The organism is Halopseudomonas litoralis (assembly GCF_900105005.1).
GTDB lineage: Bacteria > Pseudomonadota > Gammaproteobacteria > Pseudomonadales > Pseudomonadaceae > Halopseudomonas > Halopseudomonas litoralis.
Map to the genome: position 1 here is coordinate 3564301 of NZ_LT629748.1, position 23535 is coordinate 3587835.

19 protein-coding genes are annotated in these 23535 nt (G+C 52.3%); 2 read left to right on the forward strand and 17 right to left on the reverse strand.

Translation table 11 applies throughout. The features are described from left to right. Positions 1-41 precede the first annotated feature (41 nt). The 10 genes from BLU11_RS17000 to BLU11_RS17040 all read right to left on the reverse strand — a co-directional run bounded on the left by BLU11_RS17000 (position 42) and on the right by BLU11_RS17040 (position 11866). Positions 42-383, reverse strand: a complete 342-nt coding sequence (locus BLU11_RS17000; protein WP_268895863.1) for a DUF3147 family protein — start codon at positions 381-383, stop codon at positions 42-44. A 27-nt stretch (positions 384-410) separates the two neighbouring features. After that, complete coding sequence (locus tag BLU11_RS19840; protein ID WP_407920216.1) at positions 411-515, reverse strand: hypothetical protein; 105 nt, start codon at positions 513-515, stop codon at positions 411-413. Between the two features lie 455 nt (positions 516-970). Then, a complete protein-coding gene (locus BLU11_RS17005) occupies positions 971-1873 on the reverse strand; it encodes a cation diffusion facilitator family transporter (RefSeq protein ID WP_090275456.1) in 903 nt (300 codons plus the stop codon). 93 nt (positions 1874-1966) lie between these two features. Then, positions 1967-5098, reverse strand: a complete 3132-nt coding sequence (locus BLU11_RS17010) for an efflux RND transporter permease subunit (RefSeq protein ID WP_090275458.1) — start codon at positions 5096-5098, stop codon at positions 1967-1969. Positions 5099-5112: 14 nt separating this feature from the next. Beyond that, a complete protein-coding gene (locus tag BLU11_RS17015; protein WP_090275460.1) occupies positions 5113-6345 on the reverse strand; it encodes an efflux RND transporter periplasmic adaptor subunit in 1233 nt (410 codons plus the stop codon). 223 nt (positions 6346-6568) lie between these two features. Beyond that, the gene (locus BLU11_RS17020) at positions 6569-7855 is read right to left on the reverse strand and encodes a TolC family protein (RefSeq protein WP_090275462.1); all 1287 of its coding nucleotides are present in this window, start codon (positions 7853-7855) and stop codon (positions 6569-6571) included. A 48-nt stretch (positions 7856-7903) separates the two neighbouring features. Then, positions 7904-9304 carry a heavy metal sensor histidine kinase gene (locus tag BLU11_RS17025; RefSeq protein WP_231702225.1) on the reverse strand — a complete coding sequence of 467 codons (1401 nt, stop codon included), beginning with the start codon at positions 9302-9304 and terminating at the stop codon, positions 7904-7906. Beyond that, entirely contained in the window at positions 9301-9975 is a 675-nt protein-coding gene (locus BLU11_RS17030) for a heavy metal response regulator transcription factor (protein ID WP_090275464.1), read from the reverse strand. Before BLU11_RS17030 ends, BLU11_RS17025 begins: the two co-directional genes overlap by 4 nt. Before the next feature lie 340 nt (positions 9976-10315). Beyond that, positions 10316-11284: an IS5 family transposase gene (locus BLU11_RS17035; RefSeq protein WP_090276301.1), complete on the reverse strand. Its 969-nt coding sequence runs from the start codon at positions 11282-11284 to the stop codon at positions 10316-10318. Between the two features lie 366 nt (positions 11285-11650). Further along, entirely contained in the window at positions 11651-11866 is a 216-nt protein-coding gene (locus BLU11_RS17040) for a hypothetical protein (RefSeq protein WP_090275465.1), read from the reverse strand. 251 nt (positions 11867-12117) lie between these two features. Here BLU11_RS17040 and BLU11_RS17045 point away from each other — a divergent pair, with 251 nt between their 5' ends. Beyond that, on the forward strand, positions 12118-12447 hold the full coding sequence (locus BLU11_RS17045; RefSeq protein WP_090275467.1) for a DUF2790 domain-containing protein: 330 nt from the start codon (positions 12118-12120) through the stop codon (positions 12445-12447). A 406-nt stretch (positions 12448-12853) separates the two neighbouring features. On the opposite strand, the gene BLU11_RS17050 is transcribed toward BLU11_RS17045, so the two are convergent. The 5 genes from BLU11_RS17050 to BLU11_RS17075 form a co-directional block, all read right to left on the reverse strand. Further along, on the reverse strand, positions 12854-13315 hold the full coding sequence (locus BLU11_RS17050) for a methyltransferase family protein (protein WP_090275469.1): 462 nt from the start codon (positions 13313-13315) through the stop codon (positions 12854-12856). Positions 13316-13843: 528 nt separating this feature from the next. Next, entirely contained in the window at positions 13844-14188 is a 345-nt protein-coding gene (locus tag BLU11_RS17060) for a copper-binding protein (RefSeq protein ID WP_090275473.1), read from the reverse strand. Then, the gene (locus tag BLU11_RS17065) at positions 14188-17349 is read right to left on the reverse strand and encodes an efflux RND transporter permease subunit (protein ID WP_090275475.1); all 3162 of its coding nucleotides are present in this window, start codon (positions 17347-17349) and stop codon (positions 14188-14190) included. The genes BLU11_RS17060 and BLU11_RS17065 overlap by 1 nt, the downstream gene beginning before the upstream one ends. Continuing rightward, positions 17346-18791 carry an efflux RND transporter periplasmic adaptor subunit gene (locus tag BLU11_RS17070; protein WP_090275476.1) on the reverse strand — a complete coding sequence of 482 codons (1446 nt, stop codon included), beginning with the start codon at positions 18789-18791 and terminating at the stop codon, positions 17346-17348. The genes BLU11_RS17065 and BLU11_RS17070 overlap by 4 nt, the downstream gene beginning before the upstream one ends. Beyond that, positions 18788-20041: a TolC family protein gene (locus tag BLU11_RS17075; protein WP_090275477.1), complete on the reverse strand. Its 1254-nt coding sequence runs from the start codon at positions 20039-20041 to the stop codon at positions 18788-18790. Before BLU11_RS17075 ends, BLU11_RS17070 begins: the two co-directional genes overlap by 4 nt. A gap of 731 nt (positions 20042-20772) precedes the next feature. Between BLU11_RS17075 and BLU11_RS17085 the strand changes: the two genes are divergently transcribed. Continuing rightward, positions 20773-21102, forward strand: a complete 330-nt coding sequence (locus BLU11_RS17085) for a four-helix bundle copper-binding protein (RefSeq protein WP_090276638.1) — start codon at positions 20773-20775, stop codon at positions 21100-21102. Between the two features lie 52 nt (positions 21103-21154). Here BLU11_RS17085 and BLU11_RS17090 read toward each other — a convergent pair whose 3' ends face one another. After that, the gene (locus BLU11_RS17090) at positions 21155-22561 is read right to left on the reverse strand and encodes an Imm58 family immunity protein (protein WP_090275479.1); all 1407 of its coding nucleotides are present in this window, start codon (positions 22559-22561) and stop codon (positions 21155-21157) included. 3 nt (positions 22562-22564) lie between these two features. Further along, positions 22565-23248, reverse strand: a complete 684-nt coding sequence (locus BLU11_RS17095) for a heavy metal response regulator transcription factor (protein ID WP_090275480.1) — start codon at positions 23246-23248, stop codon at positions 22565-22567. Positions 23249-23535 lie beyond the last annotated feature (287 nt).

A 23535-nucleotide genomic window follows, 5' to 3' on the forward strand; every position in this document is an offset into this window, starting at 1 on the left:
AGCTATTACGGCCGCCGCTCACCAGACTACCTATTGATCTATCAAAGCAGCTCTAATCCAAAGCGTCGTGCCACAAACGTAAACACGATGAAGCATACGCACGTTGCTAATACATAACCCATGAGGGCCAGCCAGAAGCCGAATCGTGACATGAGAGCGGGAAAAACAAGCATCGCTGGCAGCGTCGGGATTACATACCAGAAGGTGTACCATGCATGATTGGCAATTTTCTGGTCTGGCTGCTGCTCAACATGCAGCCAAATCAAGGTCAGCACAGTGACCATTGGAAGCGCTGCGATTAGACCACCGATACGATCACTGTACTTTGCCGCTTCAGACACCAGAATCACCATGAGCGCAGTGATCAAATACTTAGTGTAGATTCAAGTCATGGTGTTCTCCGTCTGAACCTAAACTTGAAGCCAGCCTTCAACCACAGCGGCACCGTATTGTCTTTTCCAAGACAGCAATCCTTTATAGTTGCCTCCCCTGGTCTCAATCGTTTCGCCGGCCATATACCTTCAGCTTACGGCGCTCCGGTTGAGCAGTCCTATGGACTTCGACAGCGTTCGTGTCTTTGCTTGCATCAGGATTGATGATGCTCATCGCAACCTGGAGGTCGAGTCCGTATTCGTGGATTAGTTGCTGGAATTTGGCTTAGAATTCCAATTATTTTTGCAAGATTTTGTCTTGAAGGAAAATCTTGAGTCTTGTCTTCTCTTCTTCAATTCGACGCTCGTTTATCACGATATTCAGCAAGGATTGAGTGATGCATAACGACTCCAGTTAACAAAACATAAACGTACCGTACCAAAAATACTCGGATAGCCAAGTAGCTACCACGTTTTCCACTGATCAGCAGGTTGTTGAAGTCTGCCAGCAGGTGCGACAGCTTGCGGTTTTTGGCTAGAGGCTGATGTTCCAGAACATGGCGCAATCAGGAATAGGCCTTCTGACCGGCTTCTCTTATTCAGTGCCCATATGTTTTCGCATCACCACACTCTCTCGACCGGGACTCCACTTCCAAGGTGGTATGGTTGATAGAGAATTCGTTATTTAGCATGTTTTTCACGTCATTTTTTATCGCTTCACTTCGATTAGTTAGTGTACCTTCAATCACAATATGGGCCTCAAGCGATGTCCGGTGCTCATCTATAGGCCATATGTGCAGGTGGTGCATGCCACAGACACCTGGAATGGCTAATGATCTGGATATTATTTCTTGAGGGTTTATATCTTTTGGTGTGGCAGACATGAGTATGCGTATTGCACCACCTATTTCTTTGAACGCTTGCCATAATATATATCCAGCTATCATTAGCGTTATCAGTGGGTCTACGATCACCCAGTCATACAAGATTATCAAGGTGCCTGCAATGATGACGGCGATGGATCCCAATGCATCGGACACGTTGTGTAAAAAGGCCGCCCGAATGTTTATGCTGGACTTTGATAACGAATAGGTCAGCATGGCCGTTATCGTATCAACAACTAAAGCGAAAGCTGCGATAATCACCACTGCCCACCCTTGGACGGGCTGAGGTTCTATGAAGCGAAATACTGCTTCGTAAATCAGGTAAAGACCGATCACTATCAGAGTGGTGTAGTTTATTAGCGCGGCTATCAGCTCAGCTCGGACGTAACCGAATGTCCATTCTTCATTTGCTGGGCGCCGAGCAATTCGCCTGGCGATGTAAGCGATGGCCATAGAGATGGCGTCGCTTAGGTTATGAATTGCATCGGCAACCAGCGAGAGGCTTCCTGACAATATCCCCCCCGCTATCTGGACCAAGGTTAAGGCAAGATTAACGGCGATAGCCCACCAGACGCGTTTATCACCAGCCTGATCATTAGGTAGGTGTTGATGTGCCACGTTGCCTCCGGTCACTAGTGAAAACGTCGATTTTGTATCGGTTGTTTCGCATTTGTGGGTGTGCCCTATTATCTTGCCGTGTCGAACTCGACGTTATGTCGTAGCCTCTTCAACTGCTTGGTACTTTCGATCGTTTCGGTGGAACATTGAGTACAAGATAGGCAAAACGAACAATGTCAGAAGTGTCGACGAAATGATCCCGCCTATCACAACCGTCGCTAGCGGTCTCTGGACCTCGGCACCGGTTCCCGTGTTGAGTGCCATTGGAACGAATCCGAGACTTGCTACCAACGCGGTCATCAAGACCGGTCGCAAGCGAACCAGGGCGCCTTCCACAACCGCAGTGATGAGATCGCCTTGTTCCCGCCACAGGTCGCGAATGAAGGCCACCATGACTAAACCATTAAGAACCGCCACGCCCGAAAGCGCAATAAAGCCAACGCCTGCCGAGATCGACAGCGGCATGCCCCGTAACCACAGGGACAACACCCCGCCAGTGAGCGCAAGCGGTACGCCGGTGAAAATGATCAAGGCGTCTTTCAACGAGCCGAACGCCATGATTAGAAGACCAATGATGATCGCCAGCGTGATCGGTACCACAATGGCGAGGCGCGCGCTTGCCGATTGCAGTTGCTCAAAGGTACCGCCGTAATCCAGCCAATAGCCATCCGGCAGATCTACTTCCTGTGCAATGCGTGCCTGTACCTCCTCGACGAAGCCACCCAAGTCACGATCCCGAACGTTGGCGGTTACCACCACTCGGCGCTTGCCGTTTTCCCGGCTGATCTGGTTGGGCGCTGGGGCTATTTCCAGTTCTGCGACTTCCGACAGCGGCACATAGCCGCCATCCGGTAAGGGAACAGGTAGGGAAGCCAAACTATCAATGTCCTGCCTGACGATTTCCGGCAGGCGTACCACCAACTCAAAGCGTCGGTCGCCCTCGTAGATCAACCCGGCGTTTTCACCGCCGATTCCGGTAGCCACCAGTGCTTGCAAATCTTCAACGTTCAGACCGTAGCGCGCCAGCACCATGCGTTTTGGATGAACCGACAGCATGGGCAGTCCTGTGACCTGTTCAACCTGAATATCCGCCGCACCCTCGATGGTTTCGAGCACTTCTTGAACTTCCATTGCCGAAGCCAGCAATTGATCCATGTCATCGCCGAACACCTTGATCCCGAGATCGGCCCGTACCCCCGAGATCAATTCGTTGAAGCGCATTTCGATAGGCTGGGTAAACTCGTAGTTGTTGCCCGGGAGTAGGGTCACAGCCGCCTCCATTTCCGCTACTAACTCCTCCTTGGTTTTGCCCGGATCAGGCCACTGATCGCGAGACTTGAGGATGACAAAATTATCCGCGACGCTGGGCGGCATGGGGTCGGTGGCCACTTCTGGCGTGCCGATCTTGGCGAACACCTTGTCTACTTCCGGAAACGCCTTCAATCGCTCTTCCAGCTGCGACTGCATCTTGATGGATTGCTCCAGTCCCGTGCCAGGAATGCGCAGAGCGTGCAGAGCAACATCCCCCTCATCTAATTGTGGAATGAATTCCGAACCCAAAGTGGTCGCAAGCCATATACAAACACCGAGGAGCGCAGTTGCTGCACCTAACACCAGCCAGCGAAACTTCATTGCGAGCAGCAAGGCGGGTTTGTACAGCGATTTGGCGCCGCTGATTACCAGACTTTCCTTCTCGCTGATTTTACCGCGCAGAAACACCGCCACGGCGGCAGGTACTACAGTTAGCGACAGTACCATCGCTGCCAATAGCGCCATCATCACGGTGGCTGCCATGGGGTGAAACATTTTGCCCTCGACACCGGTGAGGGCAAAAATTGGCAGGTACACCACGGTGATGATCGCGACACCGAATAGGCTCGGACGAATGACTTCGTTGGTAGCTTCGAACACCAGCTGAAGCCTTTCTCGTAACGGCAGCTCGCCATTGTGCTGGGCTTGAGACAGGCGCCGGATGCAGTTCTCAACGATAATCACTGCGCCATCGACGATCAGACCGAAGTCCAACGCGCCTAGGCTCATCAAGTTAGCCGATACGCCCGCTTGGACCATGCCAGTGATGGTGGCGAGCATGGACAAGGGAATCACCAATGCGGTAATCAAGGCGGCGCGCAAATTGCCTAACAATAGAAACAGCACCACGATCACCAGCAGCGCCCCTTCGAGCAGGTTCTTTTCCACCGTGGCAATGGCCTTGTCTACCAGCGTCGTACGATCGTACACCGCCTCAACCTTGACGCCCTCGGGCAGCGAGGGCTGGATGGCCTCCAGCTTCTGGGCTACGGCTTGCGCGACTGTGCGGGAGTTTTCTCCCACTAGCATCATGGCTGTGCCCATTACCGTTTCTTTGCCGTCGCGGGTAGCGGCCCCGGTGCGCAACTCCTTGCCAATTGCCACCTCGGCCACATCACTGACTTTCACCGGTGCACCGTGACGATTGGCGATCACGACCTGCTCGATTTCAGCGATGGAGGCCAACTGTCCCGGCGAGCGCACCAACAGCTGTTGCCCGTTACGTTCGATATAGCCGGCACCGTGGTTAATGTTATTGGCCCGAAGAGCCTTCACCAGTTCATCCGAGGTAACGCCAAATTGCAACAACTGCTGTGGCGAGGGCATGACGTGGTATTGCTTGTCATAGCCGCCAATAGTATTGATTTCGATCACCCCAGGGACTTGAGCCAGTTGGGGTTTAATAATCCAGTCCTGAATTTCCCGTAGCGCGGTGATGTCCAGAGGGTTACCATCCGCCTGGATAGCGCCGGGCAGTGCCTCCACTGTGTACGTCAATATCTCGCCAAGACCGGTTGCGATGGGTCCCATCTCCGGTTCCAATCCTGGTGGCAAGGCACTCTTGATGGAGCCAAGGCGCTCATTGATCAGATTGCGGGCAAAGTACAGGTCGGTGCCCTCCTCGAATACTACAGTCACTTGGGACAGGCCATAGCGGGAGAGAGAGCGGGTATAGGACAGATTGGGTAGCCCGTACAGCGCCGTTTCCACAGGGAAGGTGATTCGCTGCTCCGCTTCCAGCGGTGAATACCCCGGCGCTTCGGTATTGATCTGCACTTGGACGTTAGTGATATCTGGCACCGCGTCGATGGGCAGGCGCTGAAAGCTCCATAGACCAATACCGACCAGCACGAGAATGAGAGATAAAGTTAAAAACCGCCGCTCTACCGAGAAGCGTAAGATGGCATTGATCATCATAGCCTCCTGGTTTAGTGGTCGTGGGACGCGCCGGATTTTTCAAGATCCGCCTTAATTAGATAACTGTTTTCCACCACATAGCGATCACCCACCTGCAACCCGCCCAGCACTTCGGTCGAGGTGCTATCGCTGAGGCCGAGCTCGAGCGGCCGGATCTCGTAAGTGTCATCAACCTGGACAAACACTACCGTCCAGTCGCGGAAGGACTGCAGTGCGCGGTTGTCCACTGCCAACGGCACGTCAAGACGTTCTACCACGATATCTCCCGCTACCAGCAGGCCGGGGCTCAGCGCACCGTCCGTGTTCTCCACCTCAACACGAGCCAAGGTATAAGGGGCATTATCTGAGGAGGGTAGCAGGTGGTTGACGGTAGCTTGTCGATCGACTCCCTCGGCCTTCAAATGGACTTTTTGGTCGACCGCCAACTTGTTGCGCTGGCCCGGAAATATCTGCAAATCTGCCCACAAGGTCGTTAAATCGGTGATGGCCAATAAGGGCTGCTCACCGGTAATTTCGCCAACACTGATCGTGCGCTCACTCACTACGCCGCCAATGGGCGAGCGCAGATCATATGTTTTGAGGCTTTCATTGGATTCCACTTGTGCCAACCTATCGCCTTTGACAACACGGTCACCCAGTCGAACGTCTACCCTGGTAATGACGCCGGGAAATCGGGCGCGCACTCGCGCCATCTGTTCCGGCGCGGTAGTCAGTCGCCCATAAGCGGTCAGCGTTCGCTCGATTGAGCCCGGACCAGCCTCGGCTGTACGGATTCCAGCACTCTCAGCAATGTCAGCTGCAATGCGGGTACGACCTTCATGGGATTCCCACTGCCATTGGTATCGTTTACCGTTAAGGGCAAGCGTTACTTGCACATCAAAGGAATGAGGCTCGGTCACTACGCCATTGCCCTGCCAGTAGTCCCCCTGGAAGGCAAAGTCAAAGTTATCCACTTGTCCACCGAGACGGGTGAGTTGGACATTGAGGTCAATATCATCGGTCACGGGTGTTTCGTCTGTTGTCACCCAAGCGCGATACACCGGAGGGACTCCCTGCTCGAAAATCTGCAACTCCACGGTGGCACCATTCTGCTGTAGCAACAGGCCGCCGTGTGGTCCTTTGGTCTCGGGCGCGTCGTGCTGTGCCTCTTTGTGATCACCATGTTGGTCTTCCGCTGCGTGTATAGGGCTGATGCCCAAACAGGTAGCCACTAATATCCAGCAGAGTGGTTTTATTAATTGCATGGTTCAATAATCCTGTATTCGTTGATTAACGCTTGTGCACAGCCTGAAAGTAGTCGGCGCTGTCAACGTAGCTATAGCCGCCGCGCTCATCGACTCGCCTGGTAAGATCGAGTGTTCTGGTCAGATATGGCAGTACCGTATGGCGTAGCTTCTCAATGACGGTGATGTTTCGTTTTGAGGCTTGCAACGGTCCGGCAATTAACCATAAAACTTAAATATCGAATTAACGGCCTTCCAGTGGCTGACCTGTAAGTTGTTCAATTAATGCTTGGTTCAACAGTATTGAAGACGCTGTCTCGATGAGCGAGTGACGGGCAGATAGAAGATCAGCCTGAGCAGCGTTCCATTCCAGATAACTGTAGCGGCCTCTTTCATAGCCTTCTCGTGTTAAGCTTAGGGCCTCAGTTAAATCAGGAATTATCTGTTTATTTATGACCCGAAATGCTTCCAGGTATTGTTTTCGTGTTTGGTAAGCTTCAAATAGCTGCGCACGAAGTCTGAGCAATGCATTGTCTTTTCGATACAGTACTTCTTCCTGTGCGGCTAAAGCAGACCGTACTTGTCCGCGGTTTCGTTTACCTGAAAATAGTGGAATCGATGCGCTGGCAACCACGGAAAAATCGTTTGTTGCCTCCAGGCGGCGGGCACCGATAGCCCAGCGAATATCGCTATCAGCTTGGCTTTGAGCCAGTTGAACCTCTGCCTCTCGAACTCGCTGTTCATTGGCGAACACTTCGATGTTTGGGTTGTTGGCTGTACGTTCGAATAGACTCTCGAAGCTGCCGGAGGCTTCGAATCGAAACAAATCGCCGTGGAGGCGCGAATAATCTGCCGTCGTCTCGCCCCAACTTGCTGCTAGATTCGCTTTTTGAACCTCGTAATTCGCGGTGAGATTTGCCAGCTCAATCCGGGATTCCGCAAGCGCCGCTTTCGCACGAAAAACGTCCGCTTCAGAAGTCGCGCCTTGCTGTGCCCGCCGCGCGACGGTTTCATAGCTGGCCTCGGATATGTCAACGGCTTCAGCTGAGACGCGAATCTTTTCCTGAATAGCTAACGTGGAGATGAACGTCTGAGTGACCCTTCCGAGCAGGTCCAGTACGTCGGCCCGCCGTTCTGCTTCAACCAAATCATACTCGGCGTCGACAATGCCGATGCGGGCTTGGCGCTTGCCGCCCATCTCCAGAACGGATGATAGCGAGAGCGTGTATTCGGCAGTGTCGACTCCTTGATCTCCACTACCCACAATCCCTTCTGTTTCCAGGCCCAGCTCGTAAGCGGGTAGCTGCCCAGCGGTCATACGACTTCCGTCCAATGCTCTGATGCGAAGATCGAAGATCGGCAGATCCGGATTGCGGGCTATGGCGTGAGATATCGCTTCGCCCAATGACAACGAATTGTCAGTCTGCGCATGTGCAGACGGGATCGCTAACCAGGCGATTATGATAGCGAAACACAAAAGCCCACACTGTTTCGGTTTCTTTGGTCGGGCATTACCTGGTTCACCACGCATGTTTACTCTCCAAACTGTTGTCTAGGTCAGGACTGATTGCTTCGTTACTCAATGTGGCTTCGGGAACCATAAATGGAATACCGTAGGGCCTGATGTACTGGTATCTACAGTGACGCTGCCTTGGTGGAACTCCATAATTGACTGAACCATAGCCAGACCAAGGCCAATCCCCCCCTCAGCTCGGGCGCGGCCACTATCAACACGATAAAAACGTTTGAAGATGTTGCGTACATGTTGTTCGGAAATACCGGCACCTTCATTGGATACAGACAGCGATACTTGGTTGTTACGATCTCTGACTTTGATGGATACAGTACTGTCTACAGGTGCGTGTCTTATGGCATTGGATAGTAAGTTGGAAATTGCTCTCTGAATCATGAGCTTGTCACCTACAATAAAGCTGTCCGAATCGCCATCCAATACTGACAATCTAACCTTCTTTTCTTCTGCAATCGCAATAAATAAGCTAACTATATGGATGGCTTCTTTGTTCAATGACTGTGTGTCAAAGCCGGTGGTGTCTGACTGCGTGGTTTGTGCAAGATAGAGCATGTCAGAAACAATGCGGGAAACTCGTTCGAGCTCCTCTACACATGATTCCAATGTTTCCTTGTACTGACTAGACGTCCTATCTCTTGATAGTGCTACTTGGGCTTTGCCCATCAAATTTGTAATCGGGGAGCGCAGCTCATGGGCCAAATCGTCCGAAAAGTCGGAAAGTTGCTGTACCCCGTTCTCAAGCCGTTCCAGCATTAGATTTACGCTGTCGGCAAGCTTATTCAATTCTGATGGAAGACCCTGACATTTTATTCTTCCTTTAAGCTCGTTCGTGGTAACGGCTGATGTTAAATCGCGGAAGGTGTTAAGAGGGGCTAGGCCACGTTTCACGATCCACCATGCTCCCATTCCAATAATGATTAAAAAAATTGGCAGAGCCATTAAAGTGGAGTTTCGGTAAGCAGCAAGTAAATGAATGTCTTCTACACGGTCACTAATTAATGTTAACTGTATTTCTTCATTGCTTTCAGGAATCCGAAAACTGGCATTGGCTATTAATATATTAACTCCGTCTTGATTGAAACTGCTCGTATAATGGTCACGCCCTTTGTTGCATTGGATGAAATTGGTTATAGCTCTGGGAACCAGGCCAACGGTGAATTCAGGACTATCTGACTTGTCGGCGCCGCATACTAACAAGCTCAGTTCTGGGTGCCCGGAAATAAGATCACCCATCTTGTGTGGGCTGATATCTCCGATTGCCGCTGGGCTAAATTCTAATATGCTGTGCTCAATTTGTTCTAGTTTTTGTTCGAGCTTGGACTCGGCAATTATTTCCAGTTGAGAGCGCAATGCCAACCATGATTGGCTGAAAATAAGAACTACTAGAGCCGACCCCATTATGCTGACGGCAAGCCCTATACGTAGTGACAGACTGAGCGGCTTATTCACGTCCGATCCTCAAGGACATATCCGACTCCGCGTAGAGTATGGATCAGTTTCTTATCGAAGGGCTCGTCAATTTTTGCACGAAGCCTGCGAATGAATACGTCCACGACATTGGTATCACAGTCAAAATTTATATCCCAGACTAGGGAGGTTATTTGAGTTCGCGTCATAACAACGCCTGGATTGCGCATTAATAGCTGTAAAAGAGAAAATTCTTTCCCAGTCAGATCAATACGTAGCCCGGCTCGATATGCGCGGTGACCGATGTGGTCAAGCGTCAGATCAGCAACATTCAATGAATCGTTTTCGGTTATTTTTTCACTTCTTCTTAATAGCGATCTGATTCTTGCAACCAGTTCTGGGAATTCGAACGGCTTTACGAGATAGTCATCAGCACCCAAATCGAGACCTTTGACCTTACTTGAAAGTCTTCCGCTTGCAGTTAACATCATCACGCGGGCGTCGCTTGTGCGGCGTATTTCTTTTAATACAGTCCAACCATCTGCGCCAGGCAAGTTAACATCCAGAATTACCAGGCTGAAATCATGGTTTTTGAATATATGTAGGCCGTCAATACCATTCAAGGCAACTTCGACGGTGTAGCCGCATTCGCTGAGCCCTTGGTGGAGATATTCCGCTGTTTTAATCTCGTCTTCAATAATCAGGACTCTCATGGATATACCTTGGCTACAGTTTCAGTTATGGCGCTTAGTCTTACGATTTAATTTTGATTTCAGGTTTCATTATTTCATACCTTCGAAAGACTTTTTGATCTTCGGTCATCCTCGTTCTGAGGAAACACACTGAGTCTGACAGGAAGCATCCATTATGCACGCGAAGGCTGACGATAAAATTAGGGAAGGTCTGAAATACCGGCCATATGGGCGGCGATTATGACCTCGGCTCACAAAAAAAACATTTCAGGAACGATTTCATCGCCCTCAGTCGCGTTTTCAGCTCGTTGCAGCCCCTTTTCGGCCATCCAGGCCGCTGTACCCAGTACTCCGGGCGGATTTATCCTGCACTTAACAGCTGTTTTCGGGCCATCCATAGGTTGGCCAGGGCGAACAAGGTATGCAACTGGGCCGTGTTCTTCGCCAGGCCCTTGTAGCGCACCTTGGTGAATCCGAACTGGCATTTGATCACTCGAAACGGATGCTCGACCTTGGCTCGTGTACTGGCTTTGGCCCGCTCGATTCGGCGCAAGCCTTTCTCGATCAGCTTGGTTTTGCTCAATGTCTTGAGCTTGCCTGGGCGCATCGCAATCGACCAGACCACCTGCTTGCGCCCTTTGTGTTCATCCCGTTTCTGAACGCCGGTATAGCCGGCGTCACCGCATACATGGGTTTCTTCGCCATGCAGAAGCTTGTCTACCTGAGTAACATCGCCCGCATTGGCCGCCGTCCCCACGAGACTGTGAACCAGCCCTGACTCAGCATCAACGCCAATGTGGGCCTTCATGCCAAAATAATACTGGTTACCCTTCTTGGTCTGATGCATCTCGGGATCGCGCTTACCTTCTTTGTTCTTGGTCGAACTGGGTGCATGAATGATGGTTGCATCGACCACGGTGCCGTGGCGCAGCATTAGCCCGTGCTCACCCAGGTAACGATTGACCACTTCGAACAACGCCGTGGACAGGCCGTAGCGTTCCAGCAGCCGACGGAATTTGAGAATAGTGGTTTCATCCGGAATGCGATCAAGTTGAAGGCCCGCGAAGAGTCGCAAGATGGTGGTTTCATACAGCGCTTCTTCCATCGCTGGATCGCTGTACCCAAACCAGTTCTGCATCAGATGAACTCGCAGCATCGCGTCGAGCGGGTAAGCAGGTCGACCACCTTCGCCCTTGGGATAGTGCGGCTCGATCAGCGCCAGCAATGGCTTCCAGGGAACCACTCGATCCATTTCCAGCAGAAAGCGCTCACGGCGGGTCTGCTTACGTTTACCAGCGTATTCGGCGTCTGCAAAGCTCATCTGTTTCATGCGGTGGTCTCGAAAATGGCGCTGACGCATTTTACCTTTTCAGGAAGTCTTTTTCAGACCTTCCTTAATGCTAAATTACAATTTCGTCATTTTTGGGGGTGGGGTGCTGCTTCAGTCAGCGCACAATAACTGTTGGTGCGACGGCGATTCCGGAGGTTGACACAGGCGGGGGAGCAGCAGGTATGTAATAAGCATTTACCGGCTTGGCTTGAGAGGCTGTCGATGTCGTTTTTTCAATCGGCGTAGCATGTCGACAAGGAAGACATCAGCGTGCCGCTGGCGGGCTTTTGATCTTGAAATAGCCCAATCAGAGGAACATAAAACTCTGACTGGGCCCAGGTTTTGGGGATGAACAGCGTGAATCTGTCACTTCCTTTTCTTTGTAGAGTCTGATTCTTCTTCGCTGTTCCGAGTTATCTGCTCTTCATTTTTTTGCGATTGTTTGGCTTCGCTACGCTCTTTGTTTTGTTCACGCAAATCTTCCACCATCTCTCTATAGCGCATGCTTCCATCCTCTGCATGTGCTGTCGCGGCGATGGTGAAAGAAAAAAGGAGAGCAAAAATAGTGGTTATAGTCTTCATGGGCATTCCTGACGGTGATTGTAGGATTTCAGGTCGTGTTAACTATAGGATGTTAAATCTGAACACAAGATGACGACAGAATTACAATTATGTAATCCTTGTCATTGTCCATGCTGAGGGCATGGTTTGGGATGAGGGATAATTCAAACAAATATGTGAGATTGCAGTTTTGTAATGTCTACTTCATTTTGATGACAGGTTCATATGACATTATACCTTTTATTAATTTTAAGTAGAGCAGGGATATTGGAATGATAAATAAAATTGCGGCTTTCTCTATTATGTTTTTTTCTTCTTTCGCGCTGGCTGAGGGGAGTACTGATACTGTTTATGGTGAAATGATCAAAAAAAATGAGAAGAAGTGGCGCGAATACGCCTTGTCAATGGGCAAGAATCCACCGGAAACGGAACACTACCGATACGGAATGAAACTTGATGTAGAAAAAGTCCTACATCTTACCTCCAGAAATATAGGTTGTGGTGTCATGCCAGCTCAGATGGCATACAAAGATTCCAACGATGAGCTGCGTATCCTTGAGTATCGTACCTCCGGTACCAAGTGCCCAGGAGACGGAGGGTGATGGCCTGGATCTATGATCTGGTCGCGATCTCTAGCTAGGGAAGCGAGCGATATTATATCCAGATATGGAAATTCACTTCTATGCCTGTGGTTTCAGCTGCCGTCGTTGCTCTTGAGTGAAGGCTTGTCGGCAGCAACTGAATCTTCCATCGAGCATTACTCTTCTGCTAGCGACTGCTCTAGCTTGAAAGCTATCGTGTATTTTCTGCGTAGACATCATGGCATACCATTATCATGAATCGCGGCCGTCGCCATCTGAATTGAAGATTTCGCTGTTACTGTGTATTCCAGTGATGCGACACCCAGTTTCAGCGATCGTAACCCACGCGGGCTGGAGGATTTGCCCCTTTCATTCCAGTGGTTGTGATCCACTCCGCTGATGAACCTGACCCACCCCTAAGCCGACGTTAGAGCCAGCGACGCACTTGGGCTTGATAGGCCCGGAACTTGCCGCCGAACAGGGTTGTCAGGGCGCGCTCCTCAGGGCTGATTTGGAAGCGATTCATATACAGAACAAATCCCAGCACCCCAAGCAACGCCAACGGTGATGCCAGATAACAAGCCCAGGCCAGCAGCAACAGGGCAAAGCCGACGTACATCGGGTTGCGTGAGTACTGATAGATACCCGATCGTACCAGCGCCGATGCAGTTTCAGGTTTCAAGGGATTGACGGTGGTCTGAGCTTGCCGAAACGACAGAACTCCGGCCACACTGAAGCAAACGCCTACGGCCAAAACGAACAGCGCCATCAACACCCGCCCCAAATACGGCAGGTCAAGGCCCGGCATATAGTGGGCAGCCAACCACATTAGCAGCCCGAAGAGGGCGGTCACAATCGGCGGAGGTATCTTGTTTTCCAGTGCTCGCATATAAAACTCCTGATAAAGCAGTCACAGTACTTGCGCCAGTCTTTGTCGGCAATGGCTACAGCACAGATGGATATAGAGCACGCGGCTCTGCTGGTCGCGTAGCTGTGCCAGTTCGCTCGCCCTATCTTCGCAGCAACTATCCATGACCGATCCTCAGGTGTGCTGATTACGGCTAGTTTGGAGGTTATAGCGGCTATAGGGTCAAGCAGCGATGAGCACGACGAGTACACCATTAGTCAGTTAGCCAAGACAACAGACACTAAGGCGGTGACGGTCTGCTACTACGAGCAACCGGGCCTGCTGCCGTCGGCGGGCGCTCGCCTTCGGGAGTCCATCTACTCATCCTCGATGACTTCGGACTGGCTCTGGTAGAACCCACGGTGGGATATACCTTGCTGGATATTGTCGATCAGCACCTACAGTTGAAGCAGTAGCTGTATGTTGCAGATTAATTCAGGACTAACTGATGCGGCCGCCAACGAGCCGGTTGAAACAGCGACCGCCATAAATGACAGCCGCTTCCCTCGTTTACATTTTATCAATACTGATTATGGTCGAATGCATTCCACTGGATGTGAACTCGAACTCGATTACATCTCTTTCTTTCAAGTCTCGCATTAGATCAGGTGAAGCTTTGAAGCCCATGGTCATTGGCGGCCAGCCTAAAGATTCAACGGGACCGTGGGCGATCACCATCATTCCGCTTTCCAAATTAATCTTTTTAACCGTTCCGCTGGCTATGGCGATTGATTCGGATGCACTTTGACTCGTCGCGTTATGACTCATGTGTTTGTTTTTTCCTGGTTGCTCCGCCGCTGTGGCAGAAATAGGCGTTAACAATAGCATTGCTATACTTATAGATATGAGTCTCATCAATATTCTCCATATTTACTGGTCGGTTGTGTCGTTAAAGATCTTGAGCGCTTGCGGTGCATAAGCAAATAAGCTGCTGGCAATACAAACAGGGATAGTAGAGGGGCGGTGATCATTCCACCTACCATGGGAGCGGCAATACGGCTCATGATTTCGCTGCCGGTGCCGCTTCCCAGGAGTATGGGCAATAGCCCAGCGATAATAACCGCAACTGTCATGGCCTTCGGGCGTACCCGCTGTACGGCCCCTTCATGAATTGCATCAAGTAGATCGCCTTCGCCCTGAGCGCCTTTTTCCAGCCTTTCAACCCAGGCGTTTTTCAAATACAAGAGCATGATCACTCCGAATTCTGCCGAGACGCCTGCCAACGCAATAAAGCCGACGCCAGTAGAGATAGAGAAGTGATAGCCCAACAGGTACAAGAACCAGACGCCACCCGTGAGCGCAAAAGGCAAGGTCACCATGATCAGCATTGCTTCGCCAATACGTGAAAATATCAGGTAGAGCAGTACAAAGATGATCAGCATCGTGGCAGGTACGACAAGCTTCAGCTTGGCATTAGCGCGCTCCATGAATTCGAACTGGCCCGAATAGTTGATACTCATACCCGCTCCGATCTCAACGCTCTCGCTGACCCTTTCTTTCAGGTCGTTAACAACCGCAGCCATGTCCCGGCCGCGCGCGTCAATATAAACCACGCCTGATAATCTGGCGTTTTCACTATTGAGCATCGGTGGCCCATCAACCACCTGGATTTTAGCAACGGTACCCAAGGTAATCTGCGCGCCTTGCGGCGTAAATATCGGAAGTTCACGCAACGTCCCCAATGAGTCGCGCCATTCGCGTCCATAACGCAGGTTGATGGGGTATCTAGCGAGCCCCTCGACGGTTTCACCAATGGTCTGGCCACCGATAGCGCCTGCTACTATGGCCTGCACATCAGCGATATTCAGGCCGTAACGTGCTGCCGTCTGCCGATCAATATCCACGTCAATGTAGCGCCCGCCGGTAAGTCTCTCCGCCAACGACATGGTGACGCCTGGTATCGTTTTTGCTATGTCCTCAATTGCTTTGGTGGTTTTTTCAATCTGCGCAAGGTCGGTGCCATAAACCTTTACGCCTATCGGGCTTTTGATACCCGTTGCGAGCATATCGATGCGGTTACGTATCGGTGGTATCCAGAGGTTAGCCAAGCCGGGTACTTGTACTGTCTGATCCAGCTCCTCCACCAGCTTTTCAGCTGTCATGCCTGGCCGCCACTCTTCCTTGGGCTTGAACTGGATAGTTGTTTCAAACATCTCCAACGGCGCCGGGTCGGTGGCAGTGTCGGCGCGGCCCGCTTTGCCGAATACATGCGCAACTTCCGGAACTGTTTTGATAAGCCGATTCGTCTGCTGCAATAACTCCGATGCTTTGTTTGCGGATAACCCGGGGAGCGCTGTAGGCATGTACAGCAGGTCTCCCTCGTCCATGGGTGGCAGGAATTCACCACCCAGCTGAGATGCAGGCCATAAGCCGGTTAGAAAAACCAGAACTGCCACCATCAAGGTTGTTTTTGGCCAACGTAGGACTGCGTCGAGAACGGGCTCATACATTTTGATGAGGCCTCGATTAAGCGGGTTGCGGTGTTCGTTTGGAATTTTTCCTCGAATCCAATACCCCATCAGCACCGGCACCAAGGTGACAGATAAGCCAGCGGCCGCTGCCATGGCATAGGTTTTGGTGAAAGCCAGCGGGCCAAACAACCGGCCTTCCTGAGCTTCGAGAGTGAACACCGGGATGAATGAAAGGGTAATGATCAACAGGCAGAAAAACAGCGCAGGCCCAACCTCGACGGCCGCATCGGTGATCACCTTCCAGTGCGCCTCGCCTTTCAAGGTGGAGTCAGGATGCTCTCGGTGCCAGCTTTCGATATGTTTGTGCGTGTTTTCAACCATGACGATGGCCGCATCCACCATCGCCCCAATCGCAATGGCGATGCCGCCCAAGGACATGATGTTGGCGTTGATGCCCTGGCGCTGCATGATGATAAAAGCAATCAGGATGCCGATGGGCAAGGAAACAATCGCCACCAGGGATGATCGCAAATGCCACAAGAAAAGCGCACATACCAGTGCCACGATGATGAATTCTAGAATGAGTTTGGAGCTGAGGTTTTTGACCGCACTATCAATCAGCTTACTGCGGTCATAGGTCGTGACGATTTCGACCCCCTCAGGGAGGCTGGCCTTAAGCTCATCAAGTTTGCTCTGGACTGCGGCGATGGTTTCCCGTGCGTTCTTGCCGCTACGCAAGATAACAACTCCTCCCACCACCTCACCTTCGCCATCAAGCTCGGCTATCCCGCGACGCATCTCTGGGCCGAGTTGGATATGTGCTACGTCCCCCAGGGTCACGGGGACTCCGCTGTCGAGACGCAGGGGGATGGCGCGAAAGTCGTTCAAGGTTTGCAGATATCCCGTCGCACGCACCATGAATTCCGTTTCCGCGAGCTCCAGGACACTACCGCCTGTCTCCCGGTTGGCTTCGTCGATAGCCTGGGCGATCTGTTGCTGAGTTATCCCTCTGCTAGCCATACGCACCGGATCTAGGACAACCTGGTACTGTTTAACCATTCCACCTATGGGGGCTACTTCCGCAACATTGGGCAGAGTCTTGAGCTCGTAGCGCAGGAACCAGTCTTGCAACGAGCGCAATTGGGCGAGGTCATGATTTCCCGTGCGGTCTACCAGCGCATATTGGTAAATCCAGCCCACCCCTGTAGCGTCGGGCCCCAGGGCCGGCTTGGCAGTAGCCGGAAGGCGGCTTTGAACCTGGCTCAGATACTCCAGTACACGTGAGCGAGCCCAATAGAGATCAGTGCCGTCCTCGAACAGGACGTAGACGAAGCTATCGCCGAAGAAGGAGTAACCGCGAACGGTCTTGGCCCCGGGCACGGACAACATGGTTGTCGTCAGGGGGTATGTCACCTGATTCTCGACGATCTGTGGAGCCTGCCCAGGAAAGGGAGTACGGATGATGACCTGAACATCGGACAGGTCAGGCAGCGCATCCATTGCAGTATTCTTGACCGACCACACGCCCCAGGCCACTGCAAACAAGGTGGCCAGCAGAATCAAGAAACGGTTGGCTACCGACCACCGGATAATGACAGCAATCATTCTGGGGCCTCCAGTGTTTCGATGTGTTCAATGATCAGTCCCTCGTCGCTCTCGCGTACGGCAACACGAACCCGACTGCCCACTTGCACGCCTGCAAGCAGGGATGGGTCCGCGACCGGAAAAGCCATAGTCATCCCGGGCATATGCAGTGTTTTGAACGGCCCATGCGACAGACCAACCATGCCATCTTCCAGACTGACGATTGTGCCTTCGGCTTCATGCAGGACTGGTCCATGGGCATGATCAACGTCTTCCAGTGTTTGCGCGGTCAAACCGCGTAGGCTTGCCTCGGAGTCGAGTAGAAATTGTCCAGACGCTACGACTGTTTGTCCTGCATCCAGGCCCTCAAGTATCTCAGTCTTGTCGCCGAACTCGCGCCCAGTACGCACCTCAGTAGGGCGATAACGTCCCTCTGCTTCAGCCAGCATGACCAAGGCACGCCGACCGGTGCGAATAACCGCTTCCGCAGGAACGACCAGCGCATGCTCTATGTTCCGGTTCAGTGTCACTTCGGCGGTCATGCCCGGGCGAAGTCGTTGCTCGGGATTGGGCAGCTCAGCACGAACGCGCACCGTTCTGCTGTCCAGATTGGCCTGCGACAACAGCGCCTGAATGGTTGCTTCAAGCGGTTCGCCTGCAAAGGCGGGCAGGTGCACGGTGATGCTTTGTCCCGGAGCCAGGTTTGTAACCTGCGCCTCGGGTACCGCAATTTCCAGCCAGACGGTGTCCAGCCCATTGACGCTGGCCAAAGAGTCACCCGCTTGCACGGTCATCCCCTGGCGCACATCCAGTGTCTTCACTGTCCCGCCTATTGGGCTTGTTACTGTCCAGACCGGGTGTGCTTTATGACTTCTTTCCAGTTGGCCGATTGTTTCTGTCGGCATGCCCGTAAGCCGTAACCTTTGTTTCGCGGCTGCGAGCAGCTGTGCATCGCCTACCTTACTGATAGCCAGGTACTCTTCCTGAGCCGCTGCCCAGGCAGGCACGAAGATATCCACCAGGGGCGCGCCTTTGGCGATGACATCCTCTGGGGCAAGGTCGTAAACGCGCTCGACAAAGCCACTGCTGCGTGCCTGCACTATCGCCACATCCCTGTCATTGAACGCCAATGTGGCTGCTGCCCTGAATGACTGGTTCATCGACTCACGCTGTACAGTGGCCAGTCGCATACCGAGGTTCTGCGTGATACCTGGATCAATGCTCATGGTTGCACCATTACCGGCTTCGTCTGCATATCGAGGCACGAGATCCATGTCCATAAAAGGGGATTTGCCGGGCTTATCAAACTTCTGTTGCGGCATCATGGGGTCGTACCAATACAACACCTCCCTGTCTGCTATTTCAGAAGCAAAGCTTGCTGTAGGCAAGCTGGCTATAGTTGCGACTATGATGATCAAGGAAGAACTGAGACTGAAAGCAATGCGCTTGAATGGGGTGGTCATGGTTGGGTATCTCCAGAGGCGAAGTGCAGACGAGCGTTGCTGAGCGTTCTGTCGCGCGCTGTATCCACGCGGCGCAGACGTGTGTCGACCAGTTGGCGTCGTGCATCGATCACCGAGGTAAGCTCACCGGTACCGGCGCTGTAGTCAGCCAGAGAAAGGCGAACCTTCTCCTCGGCCAAAGGTAATAACGTCTGATCAAGGCGCGCCAGAGCGCGGTCGAGGCGCTGGTACTCAGCCAGATCGGCGGCAAGTTGCTGGGTGTGTATACGGAGGGCTACTTCACGTTCCGCCTCTAACTGGCTGAGTTTTGCGCGCTCGGCCGCAATTTTGGGGGTCTGACGGGAGCCGGTGAAAATAGGCAGGTCAAAGCTGACGCTGAGATTCACCATGTCGCTGAATTCATTGCCGCGACGAAGGTAATCGACGCCCCAGCTCCAGTCCGGTGTTTTCTCGGCGATAGCCTGGCGCACCTTGGCCTCTGCTTCGCGCGTCATCGGCTCGTAAGCGAGTAATGCAGGACGGCGCTGCAGGCTTTGCTGATGCGATGTGGGATCGGCTCGCCATCTGGGCCAGTCGCCTGCAAGAGTCTGGCTTGCCGCATCACCTATCCAACGACGGAGCTCGGCTCGCGCAATTGTCCGCATGGTTAACAGCTCATCCTCTTTTTCGGCGAGCAAGGCGGCCTCTTGCTGGGGCAGGACGCTATCTGCTGTCTGGCCTGCCCCTCCGGCAATACGCGCTTTGATAGCTTGCGAGAAAAGCTGATTCTCATGGTAAAAACCCTTGAAAAGAGTCAGCTTTTGCTCGATTGCGAAGGCGGCAAGCCATGCTTCGGCAGTTTGCTGGCGGACATTTAAAAGCTCCGCAAACTGCTGGACACCACGGGCCTCAATGCCGGCTTGTGCTGCTTCAGTTCGCGCCCGTCTTTTGGCACGGTTTGGAACCTCTTGCATCACTCCGATCATCTGCATGGTCATGGCGTCCCTGTCTGCCCGCCAGCGTGACTCGCCTTCGATAGGCACACTTTGCAACCCGAGCGTCAGTTTCGGGTCGGGGAGTTCGCCAGCAAAGACCGCCGAGCTTTGCGCAGCTTGCACATCTGCTGCCCTGGCCTCCAGCGAAGGAGCCGTCTGTTCGGCTAACTGCAAAGCTTGTTCCAGCGTTAATGCCGCCGCGAATGTTGGGTATAACAGCACACCCGCGATCAAGGTTACCGCGCAGAGCGGAGCCCTAGGTTTATTAGATCTCATGTTAAATTCCTGATCATCCATGCGAGCCAAAGGCGCGCAGTAACCAGCCCGGGGTATTAAATCCAGGCTGAGACTTGAATCAGATCAGTTGTGTACGGGGTGGATGCCAGACGCTGTCTGGGCTTCGAGCGAGGAGTGAGCGGACGTATGGAATAGGTATGGGCTTTGCCAAGGGGATCGCCTGTGCTTTTCCCGCAAGGACTTGAAGAAGGCTAGCTAGGTTGCATTGGTGTTCTGCTTTGCAGACGGGGGGCTTGTCCTGCTGCGCCTGCGCGCCATGACATTCAGATTCACCATCAAGCGTGGCGTGATGCATTGACGGCCATGTTGACATATACAGTTGCGCGATCCCATTAATGGGAAACGTAAGCGCTAATAGCAGGAGCAAGAGTCGCATAATCGCCTTCATAGCTAATCCATAAGCAGCTAAACCACGATGTAACCTTCCTATGGTTCTTGCCGTATTTACACAGAGTATATGGAAAATAACCTGACTTGAGCCTGACCTGAAAATGACATTTATGTCAGAGATCGGGGTTGGGCCATCCGTCACTACAAAACGCACCGAGATACTTCTGAAATAAAAGCGAAGGGTTATGTTCCTTACAGAATTGTAATGAAGATCGCCTGAACGGGGTCAGTTCATGTCGGTCGTATTTCATGTGGGCGACTCTTGAAGGAGCTCTCAAGCAACTATGTTTAACGATGAAAAAACGATTCCGGAGAACGCAATGACTAATTCCATGTACCAGTCTTGTATCCAGGCATGTTGGGCATGTGCTCAGGCATGTGAAATGTGCGCTTCCGCATGCTTGCGTGAGGAAGACGTGAAAGCGATGGCTCGTTGCATTGAGCTTGATCGGGACTGCGCAGATATTTGTTCGCTGGCGGCCGTATTAATGAGCCGTGATAGTGAGCTGGCCAAGGAGTTTTGTGCGCTGTGTGCGAAGGTGTGCCGGGCCTGTGCAGAGGAATGCGGGAAACATCAGATGGATCACTGTCAAGAATGCGCGGAAGCTTGCAAGAAATGTGCAGAGGAATGCGAGCGGATGGCAGCGTAATTCCTGGCCGCTGCCCTGTGGTTGCCGAGCTCCAGGGCAGCAATGTCGTCATCTACTCGATTTTTAGAGGTAATTGAACCTCAAACGTGGTTGCCTCCGTTGTGGAGAACGCTCTGATCTTCCCGCCGTGGGCTTCGATAATCGATTTCGTGATGGCCAAGCCCAGCCCGGCACCTTCGCTGCTACGTTGGCGGGATGCGTCGAGCCTGTAGAATCGTTCAAAAATATGATTCAAATGCTCTTCAGGTATAGGTGGCCCTGGGTTCTGTATGCGGATTCTTACGTTACCGGAGTTCACTTGAAGGGTTGTGGTTACGCTCTGCCCCTCTGGCGTATGCCGGACTGCATTGGACAGCAAGTTACTCAAGGCGCGACGGATCATTAGTCGGTCGCCAAGGACATGAACTTGCTCTCCGGTATTTTCTAACAGCACCTCCCGCTCTTCTGCCCAGGCGCTGAAATAATCGAACAGGTTTCTCAGCTCTGACTGAAGATCGATATCGACCAGTTCCGGTTTCAGCAGCTGATTATCAGCCTGAGCCAGGAAAAGCATGTCACCGACCATCTTGGCCATGCGATCATATTCTTCGAGGTTTGAATACAGCACTTCCCGGTACTGCTCCACGCTGCGCGCCTGGGTTAGCGCTACCTCAGTATGGGTTCTCAAATTGGTAACGGGTGTGCGCAGTTCGTGCGCGATGTCACCGGAAAAATCCGATAGGCGTCGGAATACATCTTCAAGCCTGCCAATCATTTCATTGAAGGAAATCGTCAGCTCTACCAACTCGGCGGGGACGGATCGCGGTTCAAGGCGAAAATCCATCTGATCAGACCTGATGCGTCTCATCTCTCGGCTGATACGTCGAATAGGAGCGTGTCCCTGGTAAACCGCGAACCAGGTTGCCAGAAGAGCTATCAAGCACGCGGCAAGGGTGACAATCCGAAGGTGGTTCCGAAAGCCGTCCAGGTAATGCAGATGAAAGTCGATACCTGTGGCGACCGCGAGTCTGAACTTGGCTGTGCCTTCAAGCCTGTCTGATTCAATCCACAAGACCGCACCACGAAAGGCTTCCTGATGATCATTCCAGTTCTCAACCGTATCGATAGTGATTTCTTCTACAGGTCGGGCAGTGCGGGCGAACGTGTCCAGATTGAAACCCGGTGTTGAGTAGATCAATGACCCGCTATCGGTACTGATTCGGTATTGGGCGTTACGATGGCCTGTTACCACGCTAGCGAGACGCTGATGCAGCTCGTCGGCGGGTATATCGGCCGGTACGGTCGCGAGGAGGTATTGCAACGCCTGAACTACTGAATTGAGCTCATCCACATCCTGCTGGACGAAATGATTATTGATAGAGCGCTCCATCATCCAGCCAAAGGTGAGGAGAACAGCGGTTATCACAGCGCCAATGGAGACGGTGAGTCTAACGACCAGAGATAGCGGGCGTCTTTTCATGGGCTAACCTGGCTGTGTCACGTCAAGCATATAACCCATGCCGCGTACGGTATGAATCAGCTTTGGTTCAAAATCATCATCGATCTTCGCGCGCAGCCGCCGGATAGCAACATCGATGACATTGGTGTCACTGTCAAAATTCATGTCCCACACCTGGGAAGCGATCAATGAGCGTGGCAACACTTCCCCTTGGCGCCGCACAAGGAGTTCAAGCAGGGCGAATTCCTTATTGGTCAAGTTGATCCTCACGCCATGTCGCTGTGCGCGACGGCGAGGTATATCCAGCATCAGGTCAGCCACCTGGAGTTGATCCTGAAAAACCGGCGCAGCACCGCGCCGTAACAATGTACGTACTCGTGCCAGCAGCTCCGAAAAAGCAAAAGGCTTGACCAGATAGTCGTCCGCTCCCAATTCCAGACCCTTGACCCGGTCTTCTACACTGTCCCTTGCGGTGAGAAATAACACAGGCGTGGTGGATCTGGCCTCTCTCAATGACTGCATAATTCGCCAGCCATCCACATCAGGCAGCATTACATCAAGGACAATCAAGTCATACGAGCCGGTAAGCGCCAGGTGGTGACCATCGAGCCCGGTCCGGGCGAGATCTACCACAAAGCCGGATTCCATGAGGCCCTGCCGGATATAATCCCCAGTTTTTACTTCATCTTCTACGATGAGAATCTTCATCGTTCCACTCCGCTCTACAGTTCAGGCCAAGGAAGCCAGTCCATTTCATTGTCGTCAATATCAATTTTATAGTCTGAAATCTGCCCACAACATGACCAGAAAATGACAAATATGTAATGTTGGTGGCCGGAAGCTAGGTTATATCGGTGAGAAAAGCGTTGTTCGCATAACATGACTAAAATGTAATGCTTGCGGGAGCAGCCTGGTCATCTTTAACTAATAAGCTTATGGCATCATGATTCATGTAATCTCCTCCTTTAAGAAACCGCTTAATACGCGGTGCAAAC